The sequence below is a fragment of the Nonomuraea sp. NPDC046570 genome (genome assembly GCF_040645915.1).
GTDB lineage: Bacteria > Actinomycetota > Actinomycetes > Streptosporangiales > Streptosporangiaceae > Nonomuraea.
Genome location: NZ_JBEYZF010000015.1, coordinates 138,831 through 155,756, shown reverse-complemented (window position 1 = coordinate 155,756; position 16,926 = coordinate 138,831). Strand labels below are relative to the sequence as shown.

Annotated in this window: 16 protein-coding genes; 2 read left to right on the top strand and 14 right to left on the bottom strand. The window is 72.2% G+C overall.

Annotated elements, in window-relative coordinates; genetic code table 11:
• Positions 1 to 43: 43 nt before the first annotated feature.
• Complete coding sequence (locus ABZ911_RS24055; protein WP_358059807.1) at positions 44 to 835, top strand: TetR/AcrR family transcriptional regulator; 792 nt, start codon at positions 44 to 46, stop codon at positions 833 to 835.
• A gap of 9 nt (positions 836 to 844) precedes the next feature.
• Here the strand turns inward: ABZ911_RS24055 and ABZ911_RS24050 are convergent, their stop codons facing one another.
• From ABZ911_RS24050 to ABZ911_RS24015, 8 genes are all read right to left on the bottom strand, one after another.
• Complete coding sequence (locus ABZ911_RS24050; protein ID WP_358059803.1) at positions 845 to 1,432, bottom strand: ATP/GTP-binding protein; 588 nt, start codon at positions 1,430 to 1,432, stop codon at positions 845 to 847.
• On the bottom strand, positions 1,413 to 1,775 hold the full coding sequence (locus tag ABZ911_RS24045) for a DUF742 domain-containing protein (protein WP_358059800.1): 363 nt from the start codon (positions 1,773 to 1,775) through the stop codon (positions 1,413 to 1,415). The genes ABZ911_RS24050 and ABZ911_RS24045 overlap by 20 nt, the downstream gene beginning before the upstream one ends.
• Before the next feature lie 21 nt (positions 1,776 to 1,796).
• Positions 1,797 to 2,219 (bottom strand): roadblock/LC7 domain-containing protein, encoded by a 423-nt coding sequence (locus ABZ911_RS24040; RefSeq protein WP_358059797.1) that lies wholly within the window; start codon positions 2,217 to 2,219, stop codon positions 1,797 to 1,799.
• Positions 2,216 to 5,116 carry a nitrate- and nitrite sensing domain-containing protein gene (locus ABZ911_RS24035; protein WP_358059794.1) on the bottom strand — a complete coding sequence of 967 codons (2,901 nt, stop codon included), beginning with the start codon at positions 5,114 to 5,116 and terminating at the stop codon, positions 2,216 to 2,218. Before ABZ911_RS24035 ends, ABZ911_RS24040 begins: the two co-directional genes overlap by 4 nt.
• Before the next feature lie 236 nt (positions 5,117 to 5,352).
• Entirely contained in the window at positions 5,353 to 7,581 is a 2,229-nt protein-coding gene (locus ABZ911_RS24030; RefSeq protein ID WP_358059791.1) for a [protein-PII] uridylyltransferase, read from the bottom strand.
• 1 nt (position 7,582) lies between these two features.
• On the bottom strand, positions 7,583 to 7,921 hold the full coding sequence (locus ABZ911_RS24025) for a P-II family nitrogen regulator (protein ID WP_358059788.1): 339 nt from the start codon (positions 7,919 to 7,921) through the stop codon (positions 7,583 to 7,585).
• Positions 7,918 to 9,240 (bottom strand): ammonium transporter, encoded by a 1,323-nt coding sequence (locus ABZ911_RS24020; protein ID WP_358059874.1) that lies wholly within the window; start codon positions 9,238 to 9,240, stop codon positions 7,918 to 7,920. The genes ABZ911_RS24025 and ABZ911_RS24020 overlap by 4 nt, the downstream gene beginning before the upstream one ends.
• Positions 9,241 to 9,541: 301 nt before the next feature.
• A complete protein-coding gene (locus ABZ911_RS24015) occupies positions 9,542 to 10,108 on the bottom strand; it encodes an ABATE domain-containing protein (protein ID WP_358059785.1) in 567 nt (188 codons plus the stop codon).
• Between the two features lie 51 nt (positions 10,109 to 10,159).
• On the opposite strand from ABZ911_RS24015, the gene ABZ911_RS24010 reads away from it, so the two are divergent.
• A complete protein-coding gene (locus ABZ911_RS24010) occupies positions 10,160 to 10,531 on the top strand; it encodes a nuclear transport factor 2 family protein (RefSeq protein ID WP_358059782.1) in 372 nt (123 codons plus the stop codon).
• Between the two features lie 34 nt (positions 10,532 to 10,565).
• Here ABZ911_RS24010 and ABZ911_RS24005 read toward each other — a convergent pair whose 3' ends face one another.
• The 6 genes from ABZ911_RS24005 to ABZ911_RS23980 all read right to left on the bottom strand — a co-directional run bounded on the left by ABZ911_RS24005 (position 10,566) and on the right by ABZ911_RS23980 (position 16,897).
• Complete coding sequence (locus ABZ911_RS24005; RefSeq protein ID WP_358059779.1) at positions 10,566 to 11,507, bottom strand: sigma-70 family RNA polymerase sigma factor; 942 nt, start codon at positions 11,505 to 11,507, stop codon at positions 10,566 to 10,568.
• Between the two features lie 124 nt (positions 11,508 to 11,631).
• A complete protein-coding gene (hutI, locus tag ABZ911_RS24000) occupies positions 11,632 to 12,780 on the bottom strand; it encodes an imidazolonepropionase (protein WP_358059776.1) in 1,149 nt (382 codons plus the stop codon).
• The gene (locus ABZ911_RS23995; protein ID WP_358059773.1) at positions 12,777 to 14,108 is read right to left on the bottom strand and encodes a formimidoylglutamate deiminase; all 1,332 of its coding nucleotides are present in this window, start codon (positions 14,106 to 14,108) and stop codon (positions 12,777 to 12,779) included. Before ABZ911_RS23995 ends, hutI begins: the two co-directional genes overlap by 4 nt.
• Positions 14,105 to 15,271 carry an allantoate amidohydrolase gene (locus ABZ911_RS23990; RefSeq protein WP_358059770.1) on the bottom strand — a complete coding sequence of 389 codons (1,167 nt, stop codon included), beginning with the start codon at positions 15,269 to 15,271 and terminating at the stop codon, positions 14,105 to 14,107. Before ABZ911_RS23990 ends, ABZ911_RS23995 begins: the two co-directional genes overlap by 4 nt.
• Before the next feature lie 26 nt (positions 15,272 to 15,297).
• Entirely contained in the window at positions 15,298 to 16,185 is an 888-nt protein-coding gene (locus ABZ911_RS23985) for a siderophore-interacting protein (RefSeq protein ID WP_358059767.1), read from the bottom strand.
• 25 nt (positions 16,186 to 16,210) lie between these two features.
• Entirely contained in the window at positions 16,211 to 16,897 is a 687-nt protein-coding gene (locus ABZ911_RS23980) for an SDR family oxidoreductase (RefSeq protein WP_358059764.1), read from the bottom strand.
• Positions 16,898 to 16,926: the final 29 nt, after the last annotated feature.

Sequence of the window (16,926 nt, the reverse complement as noted above, 5' to 3'; positions counted from 1 at the left end):
ACGACAAGTGGTCCGTACGACGTACGGTACGCTTGGCCGTACTATGGCGACCGAGTACACCGGCAGGGGCGACCCCGCGCGCAGCCTCGCGCTGCTGTGGCGCACCAGTGAGCGCCCGAGCCGCAAGGGCAAGCCCGACCTGGGCGTGGACCGCATCGTGCGCGCGGCGATCGACGTCGCCGACGCCGAGGGGCTGGCCGCGCTGTCCATGCGCCGCGTCGCCGAACGCCTCGGGGTCGGCACCATGTCGCTCTACACCTACATCCCGGGCAAGGCGGAACTGCTCGACGTCATGCTCGACACGGTGTACGGCGAGACCGCCCGGCCGGAGCACGTGCCCGGCGGCTGGCGCGCCCGCCTGGAGCTCATCGCCAGAGAGAACTGGGCCCTCTACCTGCGCCACCCCTGGCTCCTGCAGGTCGCCGTCAGCCGCCCGGTGCTGGGCCCCAATGTGACCGCCAAGTACGAGTACGAGCTGAGCGCCATCGACGGCATCGGCCTGACCGACGTGGAGATGGACTCCGTCCTCACCCTCATCACCGGCTTCGTGCACGGCACGGCCAGGGGCGCGGTGGAGGCGTCCGAAGCCGAACAGCAGACCGGCATGACGGACGTCCAGTGGTGGGCGGCGCACGCGCCCTTCCTCAGCAGGATCGCCGACAGCACCCGCTTCCCGGTCGCGTCACGGGTCGGGCAGGCGGCGGGCGATGAGCACAACGCGGCCTACAGCGGCGAGCACGCCTTCGAGTTCGGCCTGCGGCGCGTTCTGGACGGCATCGAGCACTTCGTGGACAACAAGAACCCGCCGGGCGGTGACACCGCCCGGCGGGAGTAGATCAGCCGGTCAGGCGGGCGTGCCGTACGCCGCCCTGACCCGGACGACGTGCTCCACCAGGGAGATCAGCGTCGACTTGACCGAGTCGCGGGAGCGGGCGTCCGTGCGCACGATCGGGACGTGCGGGGCCAGCGCCAGCGCCTCGCGCACCTCCTCCTCCGAGTGCGGGAACTGCCCCTCCCACCCGTTGACGCCCACCACGAACGGCAGCTTGGCCTCCTCGAAGTAGTCGATCGCCGGGAAGCTGTCGGCCAGGCGGCGGGTGTCGAGCAGGACCACGGCGCCGATCGCGCCGCGGACCAGGTCGTCCCACATGAACCAGAACCGGTGCTGTCCGGGCGTGCCGAACAGGTACAGGATCAGGTCGCGATCGAGCGACAGGCGGCCGAAGTCCATGGCCACCGTCGTCGTCTGCTTGGTCGGGGTCAGCGCGAGGTCGTCGATGCCCGCGGAGGCATCGGTCATGACCGCTTCCGTTGTCAGCGGGAGGATCTCGGACACCGCACCCACGAACGTCGTCTTACCGACGCCGAAGCCTCCCGCGACGACGATCTTCGTCGAGGTGAGCCCGCCGCCGCTAGAGCCTGCGAAGTCCACTGAGTACCCTTTCGAGCATGTTGATGTCTGGCTGTCCCTGGCTGAGTCGCGGCTGGTGCAGGCGGACGATTCCCTCGTCGGCCATGTCCGCGACCAGGACGCGGGCCACGCCGAGCGGGACCCGCAGCAGCGCCGAGATCTCCGCGACCGACCTGAACGACCTGCACAGCGTCATGATGGCGTCCTGCTCGGGGGTGAGCAGGGCCATCTCGTCGTCCGGGATCGACATCGAGGAGATCAAGGTCTCCATGGCCAGATGGTAACGCGGTTCCGATCGTCCACCGGTGACCGCGTATGGACGGAACAGGGGCTCGTCGTCCCCGGTTCCGTCACCGCCGTACACGGCGCTGTCCCATCAGCGTCATCACCGCGTCCTGGCAGCCTGGAGTTCGGCGCGGAGAGCCGGCGTGAGCACCTGCCCCGCCCGATCGACGAGCAATGTCATCTGGTAGGCCACCAGGCCCATGTCGCAGTCCGGTGAGGCCAGCACGGTCAGCACCGAACCGTCACTGATCGCCATCACCAGGAGCAGTCCACGCTGCATCTCGACGACCGTCTGCGTCACCGGGCCGCCCTCGAACACCCGCGAGGCCCCCACGGTCAGGCTCAGCAGGCCGGCCGAGACGGCGGCGAGCTGGTCGGCCCGGTCCTGGGGGAACCCCTCGGAGCTGGCGAGGCAGAGCCCGTCGGCGGAGACGACGACGGCATGGGCGACGCCAGGAGTGTTCCTGACGAAATCGGTGATCAACCAGTCGAACCTATGCGCCTCATGGCTCAAGGTCGTCACGGACGCTCCTCCTCCTTATCCATCCCCGTCGGGGAGGACTCATCACGTACTTCCGCGCGGCCCCGCCGGACGCCCTGCTGGAAGCTGGCCATCCGGCTGCGCACCCGGTCCGCCGAGACCGGCGGCATCGGGCTGAGCGGCTGGGCCGCCTGGCTCGCCGTACCGGGAACCAGGTTGGCCTTGGGGGTTCGCTTGGGCAGGCCGGCGGCGGTGATGCCACCGAGACTGGGATCGCTCGCGGCCGCCGCCGCCTGCCATCCCGCGTCCGCGGGGGTCCGCCACGCATCCTCCCCCGAGGGTACGGCCTGCGCCTCGCGCGTCTCATCCCGGCGTGGCTCCTCCGGCATGTGGTACTTCACCTCGGGTGCCTTGACCGGCTGTTCGGGCGTCCTGGGGGGAGCCTCGTGGGCGCCCAGCGGGTCGTCGGCGTCCACCGGCTTGCGGAACCAGGCGGACTCCACCGAGGCGAAGATCGGCAGGAACTCCTCCTGCTCGGGCTCCAGCGGGTTCGCGCCGACCGCGGGCATCGAGGCCGTGGCGGCCTCCTCGACCATCGGCTGCTTCCAGGGGGAGAACTCCTGCGAGGGTTCCGGCCTGCGCCGCTCACCGGTGTCGAACTGGGAAGGCTCCGGCCTGCGACGCTCGGCGGTGTCGAACGCGCCGGGGCCGAGCGGTGGCGCGCCCATCGGCGGCGGGGATGTCGGGAACGAGCCCGTGGTCTGCCTGGGCTCGCGCCGCGGCAGGCTTTCCACGCTCGGGTAGGAGGGGTTGCTCGGATAGGAGGGGTTGCTCGGGAAGGACGGGTAGGAGCCCTGCCCGGGAGGCCCGCCAGGACCGCCGGGGCCGCCGCCGGTGTCGGAGGTGAAGGCGCCGAGCCCGTGCCTGACCGGGCCCGCGTCGGTGCCGAAGCCGCTGGTGTCGAAGGACTCGTAGCCGGGTGGCCGGCTGAAGGCGCCGTTCTGCGTGGGGGCGCCGAAGGACGGGGCGGGGGCCTGGCCGCCGCCGAAGGCGGGCCGCGGCGTGGGCGCCGACGGCTGGGCGGCGCTGGGGATGAGCGTGGGCGGCAGCAGGACCATGGCGATCAGGCCGGTGCCCTCGCCCCGCCTGAGCTGGACGCGGATGCCGTGCCGCAGGGCCAGGCGGCCGACCACGAACAGACCCATCCGCCGGGAGACCGACACGTCCACGACGGGCGGCTCGGCCAGGCGGCGGTTGGCCTCGGCCAGTTCGTCCTCGGTCATGCTGATGCCGGCGTCGCTCACCGACAGCAGCGCGCCGCCGCCCTCGATGACGCTGCTGGAGACGAGGACCTGGCTGTTCTTCGGGGAGAACTGGATGGCGTTCTCGACCAGCTCGGCGACCAGGTGGACCAGGTCGTTGGCGGCGCTGCCGACCACGGAGGTGGCGCGGTGCACCTTGACCTGGACGCGTTCGTAGTCCTCGACCTCCGACAGCGAGGCGCGCACCACGTCGACCAGCTTGGCCGGCTGGCTGCGCCGCCTGGTGGGCTCGTGGCCGGCCAGGACCAGGAGGTTCTCGGAGTTGCGCCGCATGCGGGTGGCCAGGTGGTCGAGCTTGAACAGATCGGACAGCCGGGCGCCGTCCTCCTCGCCCTTCTCCAGGCCGTCGATCAGCGAGATCTGCCGCTCCACCAGCGTCTGGGTGCGGCGCGAGAGGTTGACGAACATCGAGCTGATGTTGCCGCGCAGCTCGGCCTCCTCGGCGGCCAGCCGTACGGCCTGGCGGTGCACCTCGTCGAAGGCCTGCGCCACTTCCCCGATCTCGTCCTTGCCCTCGACCGCGATCGGCTGTACGTCGGGCAGCGCGGAGTCGCCGGACAGGCGCAGCCTGCGCACCACGTCCGGCAGCCGGAACCCGGCGATCTCCAGGGCCTCGCTGCGCAGCCTGCGCAGCGGGGAGACCATCGAGCGGGCGATGATCACGGTGAGCAGCAGGACCAGGATCAGCAGCGCGAGGATCGAGGCGCTGGCGATGATCGCCGCGGTGAGCTCGCCCTGCCGCAGGGCCTTGGCGCGCAGCAGGACGTCGGCGGCGACCTTCTGCTCGACCTTGCGCATCGCCTCGATGGTCTGGGTGTTGTCGTCGAACCACTCGGCGGGCTTGGCCAGCAGGCCGAGGCGGAAGGTCGCGCCCCGGTTCGGGGCGATCACGATGGCGCGGCTCTTGGCCAGCTCGGCGGCGACGGGCCGCGCGGTCTTGAGCAGGATGTCGAGCTGGAGCGCGTTGTCCAGCCCGGCGTCGGCGCGGAAGGACTCCAGCTCGTCCTTCTGCTGCGCGCCGGAGGCGATGAAGTCGCGGACCGTCAGGGTGTCCATGTCGCGCTGGTAGTAGGCCTGCAGCAGGATGATCCGCTGGTTGGAGATCTCCTCCTTGGCCCTGGTGAGCGCGCTCAGCCCGCGGAACTCACCCATGATCTTGGGGTCGTCGTCGAGGAGGCTGATCTCCTCGTGCAGGCGGGTGAGGATGTCGATCACGCTCTTGTACGACTCGATGCGGACCGACCCCCGGATCGGTCCCAGCGACTTGAGCTGGTTCGCGGCGAGCCTGGCGGCCTCTTTGACGCGCGGGCCGTAGGAGTCGTCCATGGCGGCGAGGTCCGCCTGGACGGGCTTGAGCAGGCCGTCCACGGTGCTCCGGCTCTCCTGCCAGGGCTTCTTCAGCGACTTGGCCTTCTTCGCGGCGTAGTACCAGCCGGTGGTGTCGCGCTCCACAGCGAGACCCTGGATCAGGTCGCGCAGCCGTCCGGCCTGCTCAGCGGCGGTGATCGTGCGGTCGTAGTTGCCGACGCTCTCGACGGAGCCGACCACGCGGGCGCCCGCGAGCACGACCCCGGCGATCGTGGGCACCAGGATCAACACCGTGAGGCGGGACCGCACGCGCCAGTTGCGCAGTCCCAGTGGTGGCAGTGACCGCTTTCCGCGGTCCCGCCTGGCGGCCCGTCCGCCTTCGGAATTCCCCGTCGTCACCGCTGTCGTTACCCCTCAAGCATCCGGTTTCACATTGGGCACCGGAGTTGACCCGCAATTCGAGCACAAGCTATCCGCAGGACACGCGCTACCAGGCAAAACGGGCACAATCGTTACAAATGTGACCGCAGACTGTGCGTTGTTGGTTATCGCAACGCAGCGAGCACGTGATCGCGAACTTGGGCCCGCTGCACATCGTCGCTGAGGGGGCGTCCAATGCGATCAAGCACATAGAAGACGTCAACCGCCTCCGCGCCGAGAGTCTCCACGCGGGCGGCCCTCACGTCAAGCCCACATTCACCGAATGCTCGTCCAATTCGCCACAGAAGCCCCGGGCGATCATGAGCTCTCACCTCCACGACGGTCGCCGTCGCCGAGGCGTCCTCGACGAGCGTCACCTTCGGCGGGGCGACGGGCACCCGCGCGGGCCTGACCGAACGGGTACGGCGGGCCAGGCGCTGCTCGATGTCCAGGCGGCCGGCCAGGACCAGGCGGAGATCGGCCTCCAGGGTGGCGGGGTCGGGGGGCGTGCCGTACTCGGGGACGACGGAGAACTCGATCACGGCGGTCCCGCCGGCCGAGGCGGCGGAGGCCGCCCTGACCACCATGCGGTGCGCGGCCAGCACCCCCGCCGCCCGCCACAGCAGGCCGGGACGGTCGGGCGCGACCACGGTCACGCCGGTGCCGACCACCCGGACGGCGCCGCCGCCGTGCCTGGCCAGCGCCGCCTGGGCCGCCGACAGGCTGGGCGCGCCGGGGGTGGGCGAGCCCGACAGGACCGAGCGCACCCGGCGCACCAGGTCGGCGACCAGGGACGCCTTCCAGGCGTTCCACGCGGCCGGGCCGGTGGCGTTGCCGTCGGCCACCGCGAGGGCGGCCAGCAGGTCGAGCACCTCGCGCGAGCCGACCGCGCCGGCCACCTTCTCGATGGTGACGGGATCGTCGAGGTCCCTGCGGGTCGCGGTCTCCGGCAGCAGCAGGTGGTGGCGGACCAGGGTCGCCAGGATCTCCACGTCGGCGGGCGGCAGGCCGAGGCGGGCGCCGATGTCGCGGACGACCACCTCGCCGCTCGCCGAATGGTCGCCGGGCCAGCCCTTGCCGATGTCGTGCAGCAGCGCGCCGATCAGCAGCAGGTCGGGCCGGGAGACCTCACGGGTGTGCGCGGCGGCGCCGGCGGCGGTCTCGATGAGGTGCCGGTCGACGGTGAAGCGGTGGATCGGGTTGCGCTGCGGGCGGTGCCGCACCCGTTCCCAGTCGGGCAGCAGCCTGACCAGGATCCCCGCCTGGTCCAGCTCCTCCCACACGGGTACGGCTGCCCGCCCCGCGCCCAGCAGGGCGACCAGCGCGCCCCTGGCCTCCTCCGGCCACGGCACCGGCATCGGCGGCGACTGCGCGGCCAGCATGGAGACCGTGGCGGGCGCGAGCGGCAGCCCCGCCTCGGCCGCGGCGGCGGCGGCCCTGAGCACCAGCACCGGGTCCTTGCGCGGGCTGACCCCCCGGGCCAGCACCACCTCGCCGCCGTGCTCGACCACCCCGTCGGCGAGTGGCCTGCGCCCGCGCGGCGCGGGACCGTACAGCAGGCGGTCGACGGTGCGCCAGGTGGCGTCGAAGGAGTGCGAGACCGTGCGGGCGGCCTCGGTCAGGCGGCGCATCAGCGCGTCGGCGTCCAGCAGGCCGAGGGCCGCGGCCACCGCCTCCTGCTCCTGCAGGACCAGGCGGTCGGCGCCGCGGGCGGTGACCACGTGCAGGGCGTGCCGGACGTCGAGGATGAGCTCGTAGGCCTCGCGCACGCGGGGGCCGGGGGCGGAGGCCACCCAGGCGGCGGCGACCGCCTGCATGGCCTGCACGTCGCGCAGGCCGCCGCGGCCGTCCTTCAGGTCGGGTTCGAGCAGGAACGCCAGTTCGCCGGCGGTCTCGGCGCGCTGGTCGGCCGCCTCGCGCAGCTCGGCCAGCCGCCGCCTGGAGTCGGCCCGCCACTCGGCGAGCACGGCCTCCCTGACCGCCCTGGTCAGTTCGGGGTCCCCGGCGACGTGCCTGGCCTGGATGAGGCTGAGCACGGCCTTCAGGTCGTCGCGGGCGACCTGCACGGCCTCCTCGACGGTACGGACCGCGTGGTCGAGGCCGACGCCCGAGTCCCAGACGGGGTACCAGACGCGCTCGGCGATCCCCGCGACGTCCTGGCCGCCGTCGTGCAGCAGGACCAGGTCGAGGTCGCTGCCGGGGGCGAGTTCGCCCCGGCCGAGGCTGCCGACCGCGACCAATGCCGCCCCCGGGGCGCCGGCGGTCGCGGTCCGGAACAGGTCCTTCAGCCAGCGGTCGGACTCCGCGGCCCGCTCCTTGCGGGCCGCGGAGAACGAACGAGCCTCGCCCCTCACCTCACAGGGCCTCGGGGCCGCGCTCTCCGGTGCGCACCCGGATCACGGCGTCCACGGGGACCGACCAGACCTTGCCGTCGCCGATCTTCCCGGTCTGCGCGGCCTTGACGATCACGTCGATGACGTCCTCGGCGTCGTCCTCCTCGGTCAGCACCTCCAGGCGCACCTTGGGCACCAGGTCCACCTGGTACTCGGCGCCGCGGTACACCTCGGTGTGGCCGCGCTGGCGGCCGTAGCCGCTGGCCTCGCTGACCGTCATGCCCTTGACCCCGAACTGCTCCAGGGCGGCCTTCACGTCATCGAGCTTGAAGGGCTTGATGACCGCGGTGATGAGTCTCATGCGTCCACCTTCTTGGAGGCCGGGGTGACGGGGCCGTTGGGCGAGGCCACGCCGGAGGCGTGCACGCTGCCCAGGTCGTAGCCGGTCTCGGCGTGCGTGGTGATGTCGATGCCGGCCACCTCCCGGTCGCTCTCCACCCGGAAGCCCATCGTCTTGTCGATCACCTTGGCGATGATCCACGACAGCCCGAAGGAGTACAGCCCGACGGCGACCGGGCCGAGCACCTGCAGGCCGAGCTGGCTGAGCTGCCCGCCCTCGATCAGGATGCCCTTGTTCTGCCCGGGAAGGAACGGGTAGGCGGCGAAGAAGCCCAGCGCGACCGCGCCGATCACGCCGCCCACCAGGTGCACGCCGACGACGTCGAGCGAGTCGTCGAAGCCCAGGCGGTACTTCAGGCCGACCGCGTAGGCGCAGGCGACGCCGGCCAGCAGGCCGATCACGACCGCCGCCCAGGGGTCGACGAAGCCGCAGGCGGGGGTGATGGCGACCAGGCCGGCGACCGCGCCCGAGGCGACGCCCAGCGTGGTGGCGTGGCCGTCGCGCAGCTTCTCCACCACCAGCCAGGCGCCGGCGGCGACCGCGGTGGCGATCTGGGTGTTCATGAAGGCCAGGCCCGCGGTCTGGTCGGGGGCCAGCTCCGACCCGGCGTTGAAGCCGAACCAGCCGAACCACAGCAGCCCGGTGCCGAGCAGGACCAGGGTCAGGTTGTGCGGGCGCATCGGCTCCTTGCGCCAGCCGACCCGCTTGCCGAGCACCAGCGCGAGGGCCAGCGCGGCGGCTCCGGCGTTGATGTGCACGACCGTGCCGCCGGCGAAGTCCTCGATGCCGAGCTGGCCCAGCCAGCCGCCGCCCCACACCCAGTGCGCGACCGGGAAGTACACCACGGTCACCCAGACCGCGGAGAACAGCACCCAGGCGCCGAACTTGGCGCGGTCCGCGATCGCGCCGCTGATCAGCGCGACGGTGATGACGGCGAAGGTGAGCTGGAAGGCGGAGAAGACCATCAGCGGGAAGTTGTCGGCCGCCGCGGCCTCGGCGGTCACCGTGCCGCCCTCGATGATGAGGCCCTCGTAGACGGTGTTGAAGACGCCGCTCAGGCCGATGGCGTCCAGGCCGCCGACGACCTTGTTGAGCGCGTCGGAGCCCGAGGCGTCGAAGGCCAGCGAGTAGCCGTACAGGACCCAGGCGATGGTCACCACGATGATGCTGACGAACGACATCATCATCATGTTCAGGACGCTCTTGGCCCTGGTCATGCCTCCGTAGAAGAACGCTAGGCCGGGAGTCATCAGCAGCACCAGAGCGGTGCAGACGAGCATCCAGGCGGTAGTGCCGCTGTCGATCACGACGCGACCCTCCTTCAGATTGGCGTGTGGCCGTTGTCCGTGTCGCAGAGCGCCTCCAGGGCACCGTCGACCGGCTGCGCAACTGACGTGTGCATCAGCGTGCGCGTCAGCGGTTTCAGCGTCTGAGCGGGGATGTTTCGCGTGGGTGAATCTCACGCCGACGGTGTTTCGCCGACGTTTCGGACTGCTCACGCCAGGTCATAGTGCGTGGCCGGCCATCAGCGCCACCGCCACCGGCAAGATCCTCGCAATTGACCCGGACGGCGCGGATCGCTCACGCCCTGTTCGTACGGTCGCGACGGGTGCGGAGTTTCTGCCGGTTGCCGCACCGGTCCATCGAGCACCACCGCCTGGCCCCCGGCCGGGAGGTGTCCAGGAAGAGCAGGGCGCAACGCTCTCCGGCGCACATCCGCACCCGCCCGGCCCGCGGCCCGGAGAACAGCTCGATCGCGTCCCTGGCCACGGCGGACAGGAACTGGGCGCCGGTCACGGGATAGGCCCATCCCCGCTTGCGGTCCGCCCCGATCACCGGCGCGGGCGGCGGCGCGGACGCCATCTCGTTCAGCGCCGCCAGGTCTGCGGTGGCGCCCGATTCGGCGAGCTGCTGGATGGCCGCGCGGAGGCGCTTGGCCGAGGTCAGCTCGGTCTCGGTCACCGTGATCCGGCCGGTCACGCCGAGCCGGGTCAGGGGAATCCAGTCGGCCAGGTCCTGCGGCGAGTGGAGCTGCTCCCACTCCGGTACGGCCCCGCTGAGCAGGAACTCCAGGCACAGGGTGCCCGCGTCGAAGCGGAACGCCTGCCCGTCCCGCCCCGTCAGCAGCACCCCGCTTGCGTCGTCCACCACCCCAATGTACCGTGACACCACTTAAACCGGTGTCGGAGGGACGAGCCCATGGACGAGATCATCGAACTGAGCGAGAAGGCCTGGGAGGCCAACCGGAACGGCGACGCCGCCTTCTACGACCGCTTCCTCACCGAGGACCCGGTCAGCGTGTCACCGTGGGGCGTGGTCACCGACCGCGAGCAGATCCTGCGGGGCTTCGCCGAGAACCGGAACCCCTACACCCGCACCGACCAGTCGGACCACCGGGTGATCATGCTGACGCCGGACAGCGCGGTGCACACCGTGACGGTCGAGATCGACGTCCTGGTCAACGGCACCGACAAGCAGACCATGCGGATGTTCGCCACCACCGCCCTGGTCCGCCGCGACGGCGAGTGGCGCGCGGCCCTCTTCCAGGTCACCCCCGCGCCAGAGGCCTGAGCAGCCGCCGAGGCGACTGCTCAGGAAAGAACGATCAGGCGGCGGCGGTCGCCATCTTGCGCAGCCTGGCCAGCGCGTCCCGCTCGATGCGCCGCGCCCGGTCCCGCCCGATGCCGTAGCGCTCGCCCACCTCGGTCAGCGTGTGCTCGCGGCCGTCGACCAGACCGTAGCGCCAGCGCAGCATCTCGCTGGTGTCGCCCTCCAGGTCGGTCAGCCACTGGTCGAGCCGCTCGCGCTCCAGGATGTCGATCGCCTGCTGCTCCGGGTCGGCCCAGGTGTCGTCGGCGATCATGTCGCCCAGCTCGGTCTCGTCCTCGTCACCCACGCCGAGCTGCAGCGACACCGGGTCGGAGGCCCAGCGGCGCAGCTCGCGCACCCGCTCGATCGGCAGGTCGAGCACCTGGGCCAGATCCAGATCCGTCGGCTCGGTGTCGAACTCGGCCAGCATGTCGCGCCGGACCCGCATCAGCCGGGTCATCTGCTCCCCCGCGTGCGTCGGCAGCCGCACCGGCCTGGCCTGCTCGTGGATCGCCCGCCCGACCGACTGCCTGATCCACCACGTCGCATAGGTCGAAAACTTGTAACCCCGCTGGTAGTCGAACTTCTCCACCGCCCGCACCAGGCCCAGGTTCCCCTCCTGGACCAGGTCGATCAGCGGCATGCCCCGCCCCGAGTACTTGCGCGCCACCGCCACCACCAGGCGCAGGTTCGCCTGGATGAACTCGTCCTTCGCCCGTCGCCCCGAAACCGCCAGCCGCTCCAGCTCCTCGTCCGCGGCGTCCCCCAACCTCGGCTCGCTCAGCCCGCTGTCGAGCAGTTGCTCGGCGAACAGGCCCGCCTCGATGCGCTTGGCGAGCTCGACCTCCTCCTCCGCGGTGAGCAGCGGGACCCTGCCGATCTCGGCCAGATATGTCCCCAGGAGGTCGCGGTCCGCGACCTGCTGCTCCTGCGTGCGATTCCCCGTAGGCCTTGCCATCCCCTGGCACCTCGTTCCCGCAGCTGCGTTCTTATCCCGCCAACGTCTGGCCCGATGCAAAGATTCCCTAAAGGCCTACGACCAGGGGACGGTTCTGCGCGTCATCCTCAAGGAGGAGAGGCCCTCAGAGCACGCGTTTTCCGTCCCGCCACACCCGGCTGACCAGGGGAACTCCGGGCCGGTAGGCGAGGTGGACGTAGGAGGGCGCGTCGAGCACCACGAGGTCCGCGCGCGAGCCGGGGCGCAGCACCCCGACGTCGTCACGGCGCAGCGCGCGGGCTCCGCCGTACGTCGCGGCCCTGATCGCCTCCAGGGGGGTCATCCGCATCTCGCGTACGGCCAGCGCCACGCAGAACGGCATCGAGGAGGTGAACGACGAGCCCGGATTGCAGTCGGTGGCGATCGCCACCGTGGCTCCCGCGTCGATCAGCCGCCGCGCGTCGGGGTAGGGCGACCGGGTGGAGAACTCGGCCCCCGGCAGCAGCGTGGCGACGGTGCCCGACCCGGCCAGTGCGGCCACGTCCGCGTCCGTCAGGTGCGTGCAGTGGTCGGCCGAGGCCGCGTCGAGCTCGCAGGCGATCTGGACGCCGGGGCCGGGGCCGAGCTGACCGGCGTGCACCCGGGCGCGCAGCCCGGCCTTGATGCCCGCGGCGAGGATCTCCCGGGTCTGGTCGCCGTCGAAGGCGCCGCGCTCGCAGAAGACGTCCACCCACTTGGCGTAGGGCGCGCAGGCGCGCAGCATCTCGCCGGTGACCGTGCGCACGTAGTCGTCGGCCGACACGCCCGCGGGCACGACGTGCGCGCCGAGGAAGGTGGTCTCGTCGGTCAGGCCGGTGGCGATCTCCAGCGAGCGGCGCTCGTCCTCGACGGTCAGGCCGTACCCGCTCTTGATCTCGACCGTGGTGGTGCCCTGCGCGAGCATCTCGGCGACCAGCGCGCCCGCGTGCGTGGCCAGCTCGGCGTCACCGGCCGCGCGGGTGGCGGCGACGGTGGTGCGGATGCCGCCCGCGGTGTACGGCTCGCCGGACATGCGCGCGGCGAACTCGGCGGTCCGGTCCCCCGCGAAGATCAGGTGCGCGTGGCTGTCGACGAACCCGGGGATCACGGCCCGCCCGCCGACGTCCACCCGTTCGTCGGCGTCCGGCGCCTGCCCCGCCGGTCCGGTCCAGACGACCCGGCCGTCCTGCGCGACCAGTGCCGCGTCCTCGATCTCCTCCCTCGCGGGGTCGCCGGTGTAGAGAAGCCCGATTCCCTCAAACAGCGTGGCTGTCATCGCACCCGTCCTATCGATTCCCGCAGCATCGCCCCGACATCGCCCAGCACGTGCTGCCCGGCCGAGACGATCCTGCGCCCGCCCGACACCACAGAGTGCACGTCCGAGGCCGTGGCCGCGAACACCACGGCCTCCACCGCCGTGTCGCGTGTCGCGCCCGCCGTACGGACCGAGTCGAGCCGGACCGTGACCAGGTCGGCCCACGCGCCGGGCACCAGCATGCCCGCATCGGGGAAGCCGAGCGAGGTGTGGCCCGAGCTGGTGGCGGCGGCCAGCAGCTCGGTGGCGCGCCAGTGGCCGCGCCGCTCGCTGGCCAGCCGCTCGTTCAGCTCGACCGCGCGCGCCTCCTCGAACAGGTCGATGACGGCGTGGCTGTCGGAGCCGAGGGTGATGGCCGAGCCCTCCTCGTGCAGGGCGCGGGCCGGGCCGATGCCGTCGGCGAGGTCGCGTTCGGTGGTGGGGCACATGCACACGTAGGTGCCCGAGCGGCCGAGCAGCTCGATGTCGGCGCCCTCCAGGTGGGTGGCGTGCACGGCGGTGGAGCGGGGGCCGAGCGCGCCGTGCTCGTGCAGCACCTGCACCGGTGTGGCGCTGTAGCGCTCGACGCAGGCCGCGTTCTCGGCCCGCTGCTCCGACACGTGCGCGTGCAGCGGCACGGCGTGGTGGTGGGAGAACTCGGCGACGGTGCCCATCTGCTCGGGCGGTACCGCGCGCACCGAGTGGATGGCCGCGCCGATCTCGACGTCCTCCTGGCCCCGGTAGGCGGCGGCCAGCGCCTCGGCGCGCACCGCCCACCGCTCGGCGTCGCCGTCGCCGAACCTGACCTGCGCCCCGGCCAGCGCGACGCCCACCCCGCCGGTCAGGTAGCAGGTGTCGAGCAGCGTGATGCGCACCCCCGCGTCGCGGGCGGCCCGCACCAGCGCGTGCCCCATGGCGTTGGGATCGTCGTAGGGCTGCCCGCCCGGCCCGTGGTGCAGGTAATGGAACTCGCCCACGCAGGTGATCCCGGCCAGCGCCATCTCCGCGTAGACCGCCCTGGCCAGCGCGAGGTAGCTGTCCGGATCGAGGATGGCGGCCACCTCGTACATCTGGTCCCGCCAGGTCCAGAAGTCCCCCTTGCCGGCCTGCGTCCCCCCGCGCAACGCCCGATGGAAGGCGTGCGAGTGCGCGTTGGCCAGCCCCGGCACCGTCACCCCCTCCAGAGGTACGGCTCCCGCCACCCGCCCGCCCCGCTCGACGCCCGAGATCCGCGCGCCCTCCACGTGCACCAGCACGTCGCTCGCGAGCCCTTCGGGCAGCCAGGCCAGCTCACACCAGTAGGTCGTCATCGGCACAGGTCCTCCAGCACGTTCGCGAGAGCGTGGACCCCCGCCTCGCAGTCTGCCGCCTCGGCGTGCTCTGCGGGTGAATGGGACACGCCGCTGGGGTTACGGACGAAGAGCATCGCGGCGGGCACCCCCGCCCCGGCCAGGATGCCCGCGTCGTGCCCGGCCCCGGTCGCGAGCACGGGCACGGGCCGCTCGCCCGCGACGGCGGCCAGCCGGTCGCGCAGCCCCTCCTCGAACGTCACGACGGGCGTCCACGACTCGGCGCTCACCTCGGCGCCCGACAGCTCGCTCAGTTCGGCCACCAGCGCCCGGACCGGCTCCTCCGCGGCGCCGCGCGCGTCGAGCCAGGCGGAGACCAGCCCGGGGACGGCGTTGGCGTTGTTCGGCGACACCCGGACCTTGCCGAAGGTGGCGAGCACGCCGTGCCGTTCGGCGGCCTGCCTGGCGGCCAGGACCGTGCGCGCGTAGGGCAGCATCGGGTCGTCGCGGTCGGCCAGGCGGGTGGTGCCGGCGTGGTTGGCCTGGCCGTGGAAGTCGAAGCGCCAGCGGCCGTGCGGCCAGATGGCGGCGGCCACCCCGACGGGCGCGCCCAGGTCCACCAGGCCCTTTCCCTGCTCGACGTGGAGCTCCACGAACACGCCGACCCGCCGCAGCGTCTCCTCGTCCCGGCCGAGCGCCAGCGGGTCGCGTCCCGCCCTGGCCAGCACGTCGGCCAGGGTGTCGCCCTCGTCGTCGCGCAGCGCGGCGGCTCTGGCCGGGTCCAGGACGCCGGTGAGCAGGCGTGAGCCCATGCAGGGGACGCCGAACCTGGCGCCCTCCTCGTCGGTGAAGCAGGCGACGCCGAGCGGCTTGGCCGGGGTGAACGCCCGCTCTCTCAGCAGGTCGAGGGCGGCGAAGGAGGAGGCGACGCCGAGGGGGCCGTCGAAGGCGCCCCCCTGCCGTACGGAGTCCAGGTGGCTGCCGGTGACGACGCCGGGCTCGCGCTCGGGGTCGCCCCACCAGGCCCACAGGTTGCCGTTGCGATCCTCGTGCAGGTCGAGGCCGCGCCGTGCGGTCTCCTGCCTGAACCATTCGCGCAGTTCCAGGTCAGCGGGCGACCATGCGTCCCTGACGTAGCCGTGGGTGGCGGGGTCACGTCCGATGTGCGAGATTTCGGCGAGCATGGGGCCACTCTAGTGAATGAACCCATTCATTGAGGCTCGGCGCGTCCATGCCGCCAGTACCCCATGAAGGCCACCTGGGCGCGCGGCACGCCCGCCTCCTGGACCAGGTGCCTGCGCAGCCGCTTGACCACGCCCGCCTCCCCGGCCAGCCAGGCGTAGAACTCGCCGGTGGTGTCCTCCGGGGTCTCCCAGAGGATGTCGGTGTCGACGTCGACGTCCTCGACCGGGCTGCCCTCGCCGCCGGAGACGCCCAGGTCCGCGAGGGCCTGGATCACCGCGGGCTCCAGGAGTTCGCCGTGCGGGCGTCCGTCCCTGGGCAGCCAGTCGACCCGGACGCCGGGCGGCAGGTGCAGGCCGAGGGCGTCCTCGGGTTCGGGGACCTCCAGCAGGATGCGGCCGACGGCGCCGGCGGGCAGGCGCTCGGCGATCGCGCAGACCGCCGGCACCGCGGTCTCGTCGCCGGCCAGCAGCAGCCGGGTGGCGGCGCCGGGGCACCAGTGCAGGCCGCTGGGCGGGCCCTCGTACCTGCCGTCGGGGCCGACGATCACCACCGAGTCGCCCGCGGCGGCCCGCTGGGCCCAGGCGGAGGCGGGGCCGCCGTCGCCGTGCAGGACGAAGTCGACGTCGAACTCGCCCCTGCCCCGGCGTACCTCGCGGGCGGTGTAGGTGCGGATCGGGTTGCGGCGTTCCTGGGGCAGCTCCCGCCATCGCTGGTACCAGTCGCCGCCGTCGGAGAGGTCCGCTAGGCCGTGCTCCGGCAGCGGGAACATCACCTTGATCCGCTGGTCGTAGCCGTGGTCGCCGAACGCCTGGACGTCGTCGCCGGTGAAGGTGACGCGCAGGAAGCTCGGGCTGAGCCGGGTGGTCGCGGCGACGCGCACGTGGAAGGGCCGGTATGGCGCGATCTCTGTCACCCTCTGAAATTTAGCCAAGGCTTACCTAACTTGGCAATCCGCCCCTGGGCCTGAGGGTCAGTTCGGTCAGGTGCGCGTCGGGGCCGGCGGCGATCGCGGCCACGACCGCGCGGGCGACCGTCGCGGGTTCCAGGTACTTCTCCGCCTCGAAGGCGCCGCCCTCGTGCTCGCGCACACCACGCTGCATGTCGGTGGCCACCCGGCCTGGGTAGACCGTGGTCACCCTGAGCGCGGGCTCCTCCAGCCGCAGCCCGTCGGCGAAGGCCCGCAGCGCGAACTTGCTGGCCGCGTACGACACCCAGCCGGGATTGGCCCGCTGGCCCGCGCCCGAGTTGATCAGGACCACATGGCCGGCCGCGGCGCGGAGCGCGGGCAGCAGCAGGCGGGTGAGCTCGGCGACGGCCACCACGTTCACCGCAAGCGTGGTGCGCCAGACGTCGGCGGGCGTCTCGGCGACACTGCCGAGGGTGACCACGCCCGCGCTGTGCACGAGCACGTCGAGCCGGTCCACACCCTCGACGTCGGCGGCGCTGACCTCGGTCAGCTCGACGGGCCAGGCGACGGCGTCGGGGAACTCGGCGGCCAGCTCGCCGAGCGCCTCGCGGTCCCTGCCGCCGAGGATGAGCCGGTGGGTGGGCGCCAGCGCCCTGGCGATCGCCTCGCCCACGCCGCGCGAGGCCCCTGTGACCAGGGCGGTCGGTCGTTCGTTCATGTGCGTCAGCTTTTCATGATTGACAATCA

Excerpts from the sequence above, each read along its gene's own strand:
- ABZ911_RS24055 (WP_358059807.1), top strand. The coding sequence starts at position 44 with ATGGCGACCGAGTACACCGGCAGGGGCGACCCCGCGCGCAGCCTCGCG.
- ABZ911_RS24025 (WP_358059788.1), bottom strand. The coding sequence starts at position 7,921 with ATGAGACTCATCACCGCGGTCATCAAGCCCTTCAAGCTCGATGACGTG.
- ABZ911_RS24020 (WP_358059874.1), bottom strand. The coding sequence starts at position 9,240 with ATGCTCGTCTGCACCGCTCTGGTGCTGCTGATGACTCCCGGCCTAGCG.
- ABZ911_RS24010 (WP_358059782.1), top strand. The coding sequence starts at position 10,160 with ATGGACGAGATCATCGAACTGAGCGAGAAGGCCTGGGAGGCCAACCGG.
- ABZ911_RS24005 (WP_358059779.1), bottom strand. The coding sequence starts at position 11,507 with ATGGCAAGGCCTACGGGGAATCGCACGCAGGAGCAGCAGGTCGCGGAC.
- hutI (WP_358059776.1), bottom strand. The coding sequence starts at position 12,780 with ATGACAGCCACGCTGTTTGAGGGAATCGGGCTTCTCTACACCGGCGAC.
- ABZ911_RS23995 (WP_358059773.1), bottom strand. The coding sequence starts at position 14,108 with ATGACGACCTACTGGTGTGAGCTGGCCTGGCTGCCCGAAGGGCTCGCG.
- ABZ911_RS23990 (WP_358059770.1), bottom strand. The coding sequence starts at position 15,271 with ATGCTCGCCGAAATCTCGCACATCGGACGTGACCCCGCCACCCACGGC.
- ABZ911_RS23980 (WP_358059764.1), bottom strand. The coding sequence starts at position 16,897 with ATGAACGAACGACCGACCGCCCTGGTCACAGGGGCCTCGCGCGGCGTG.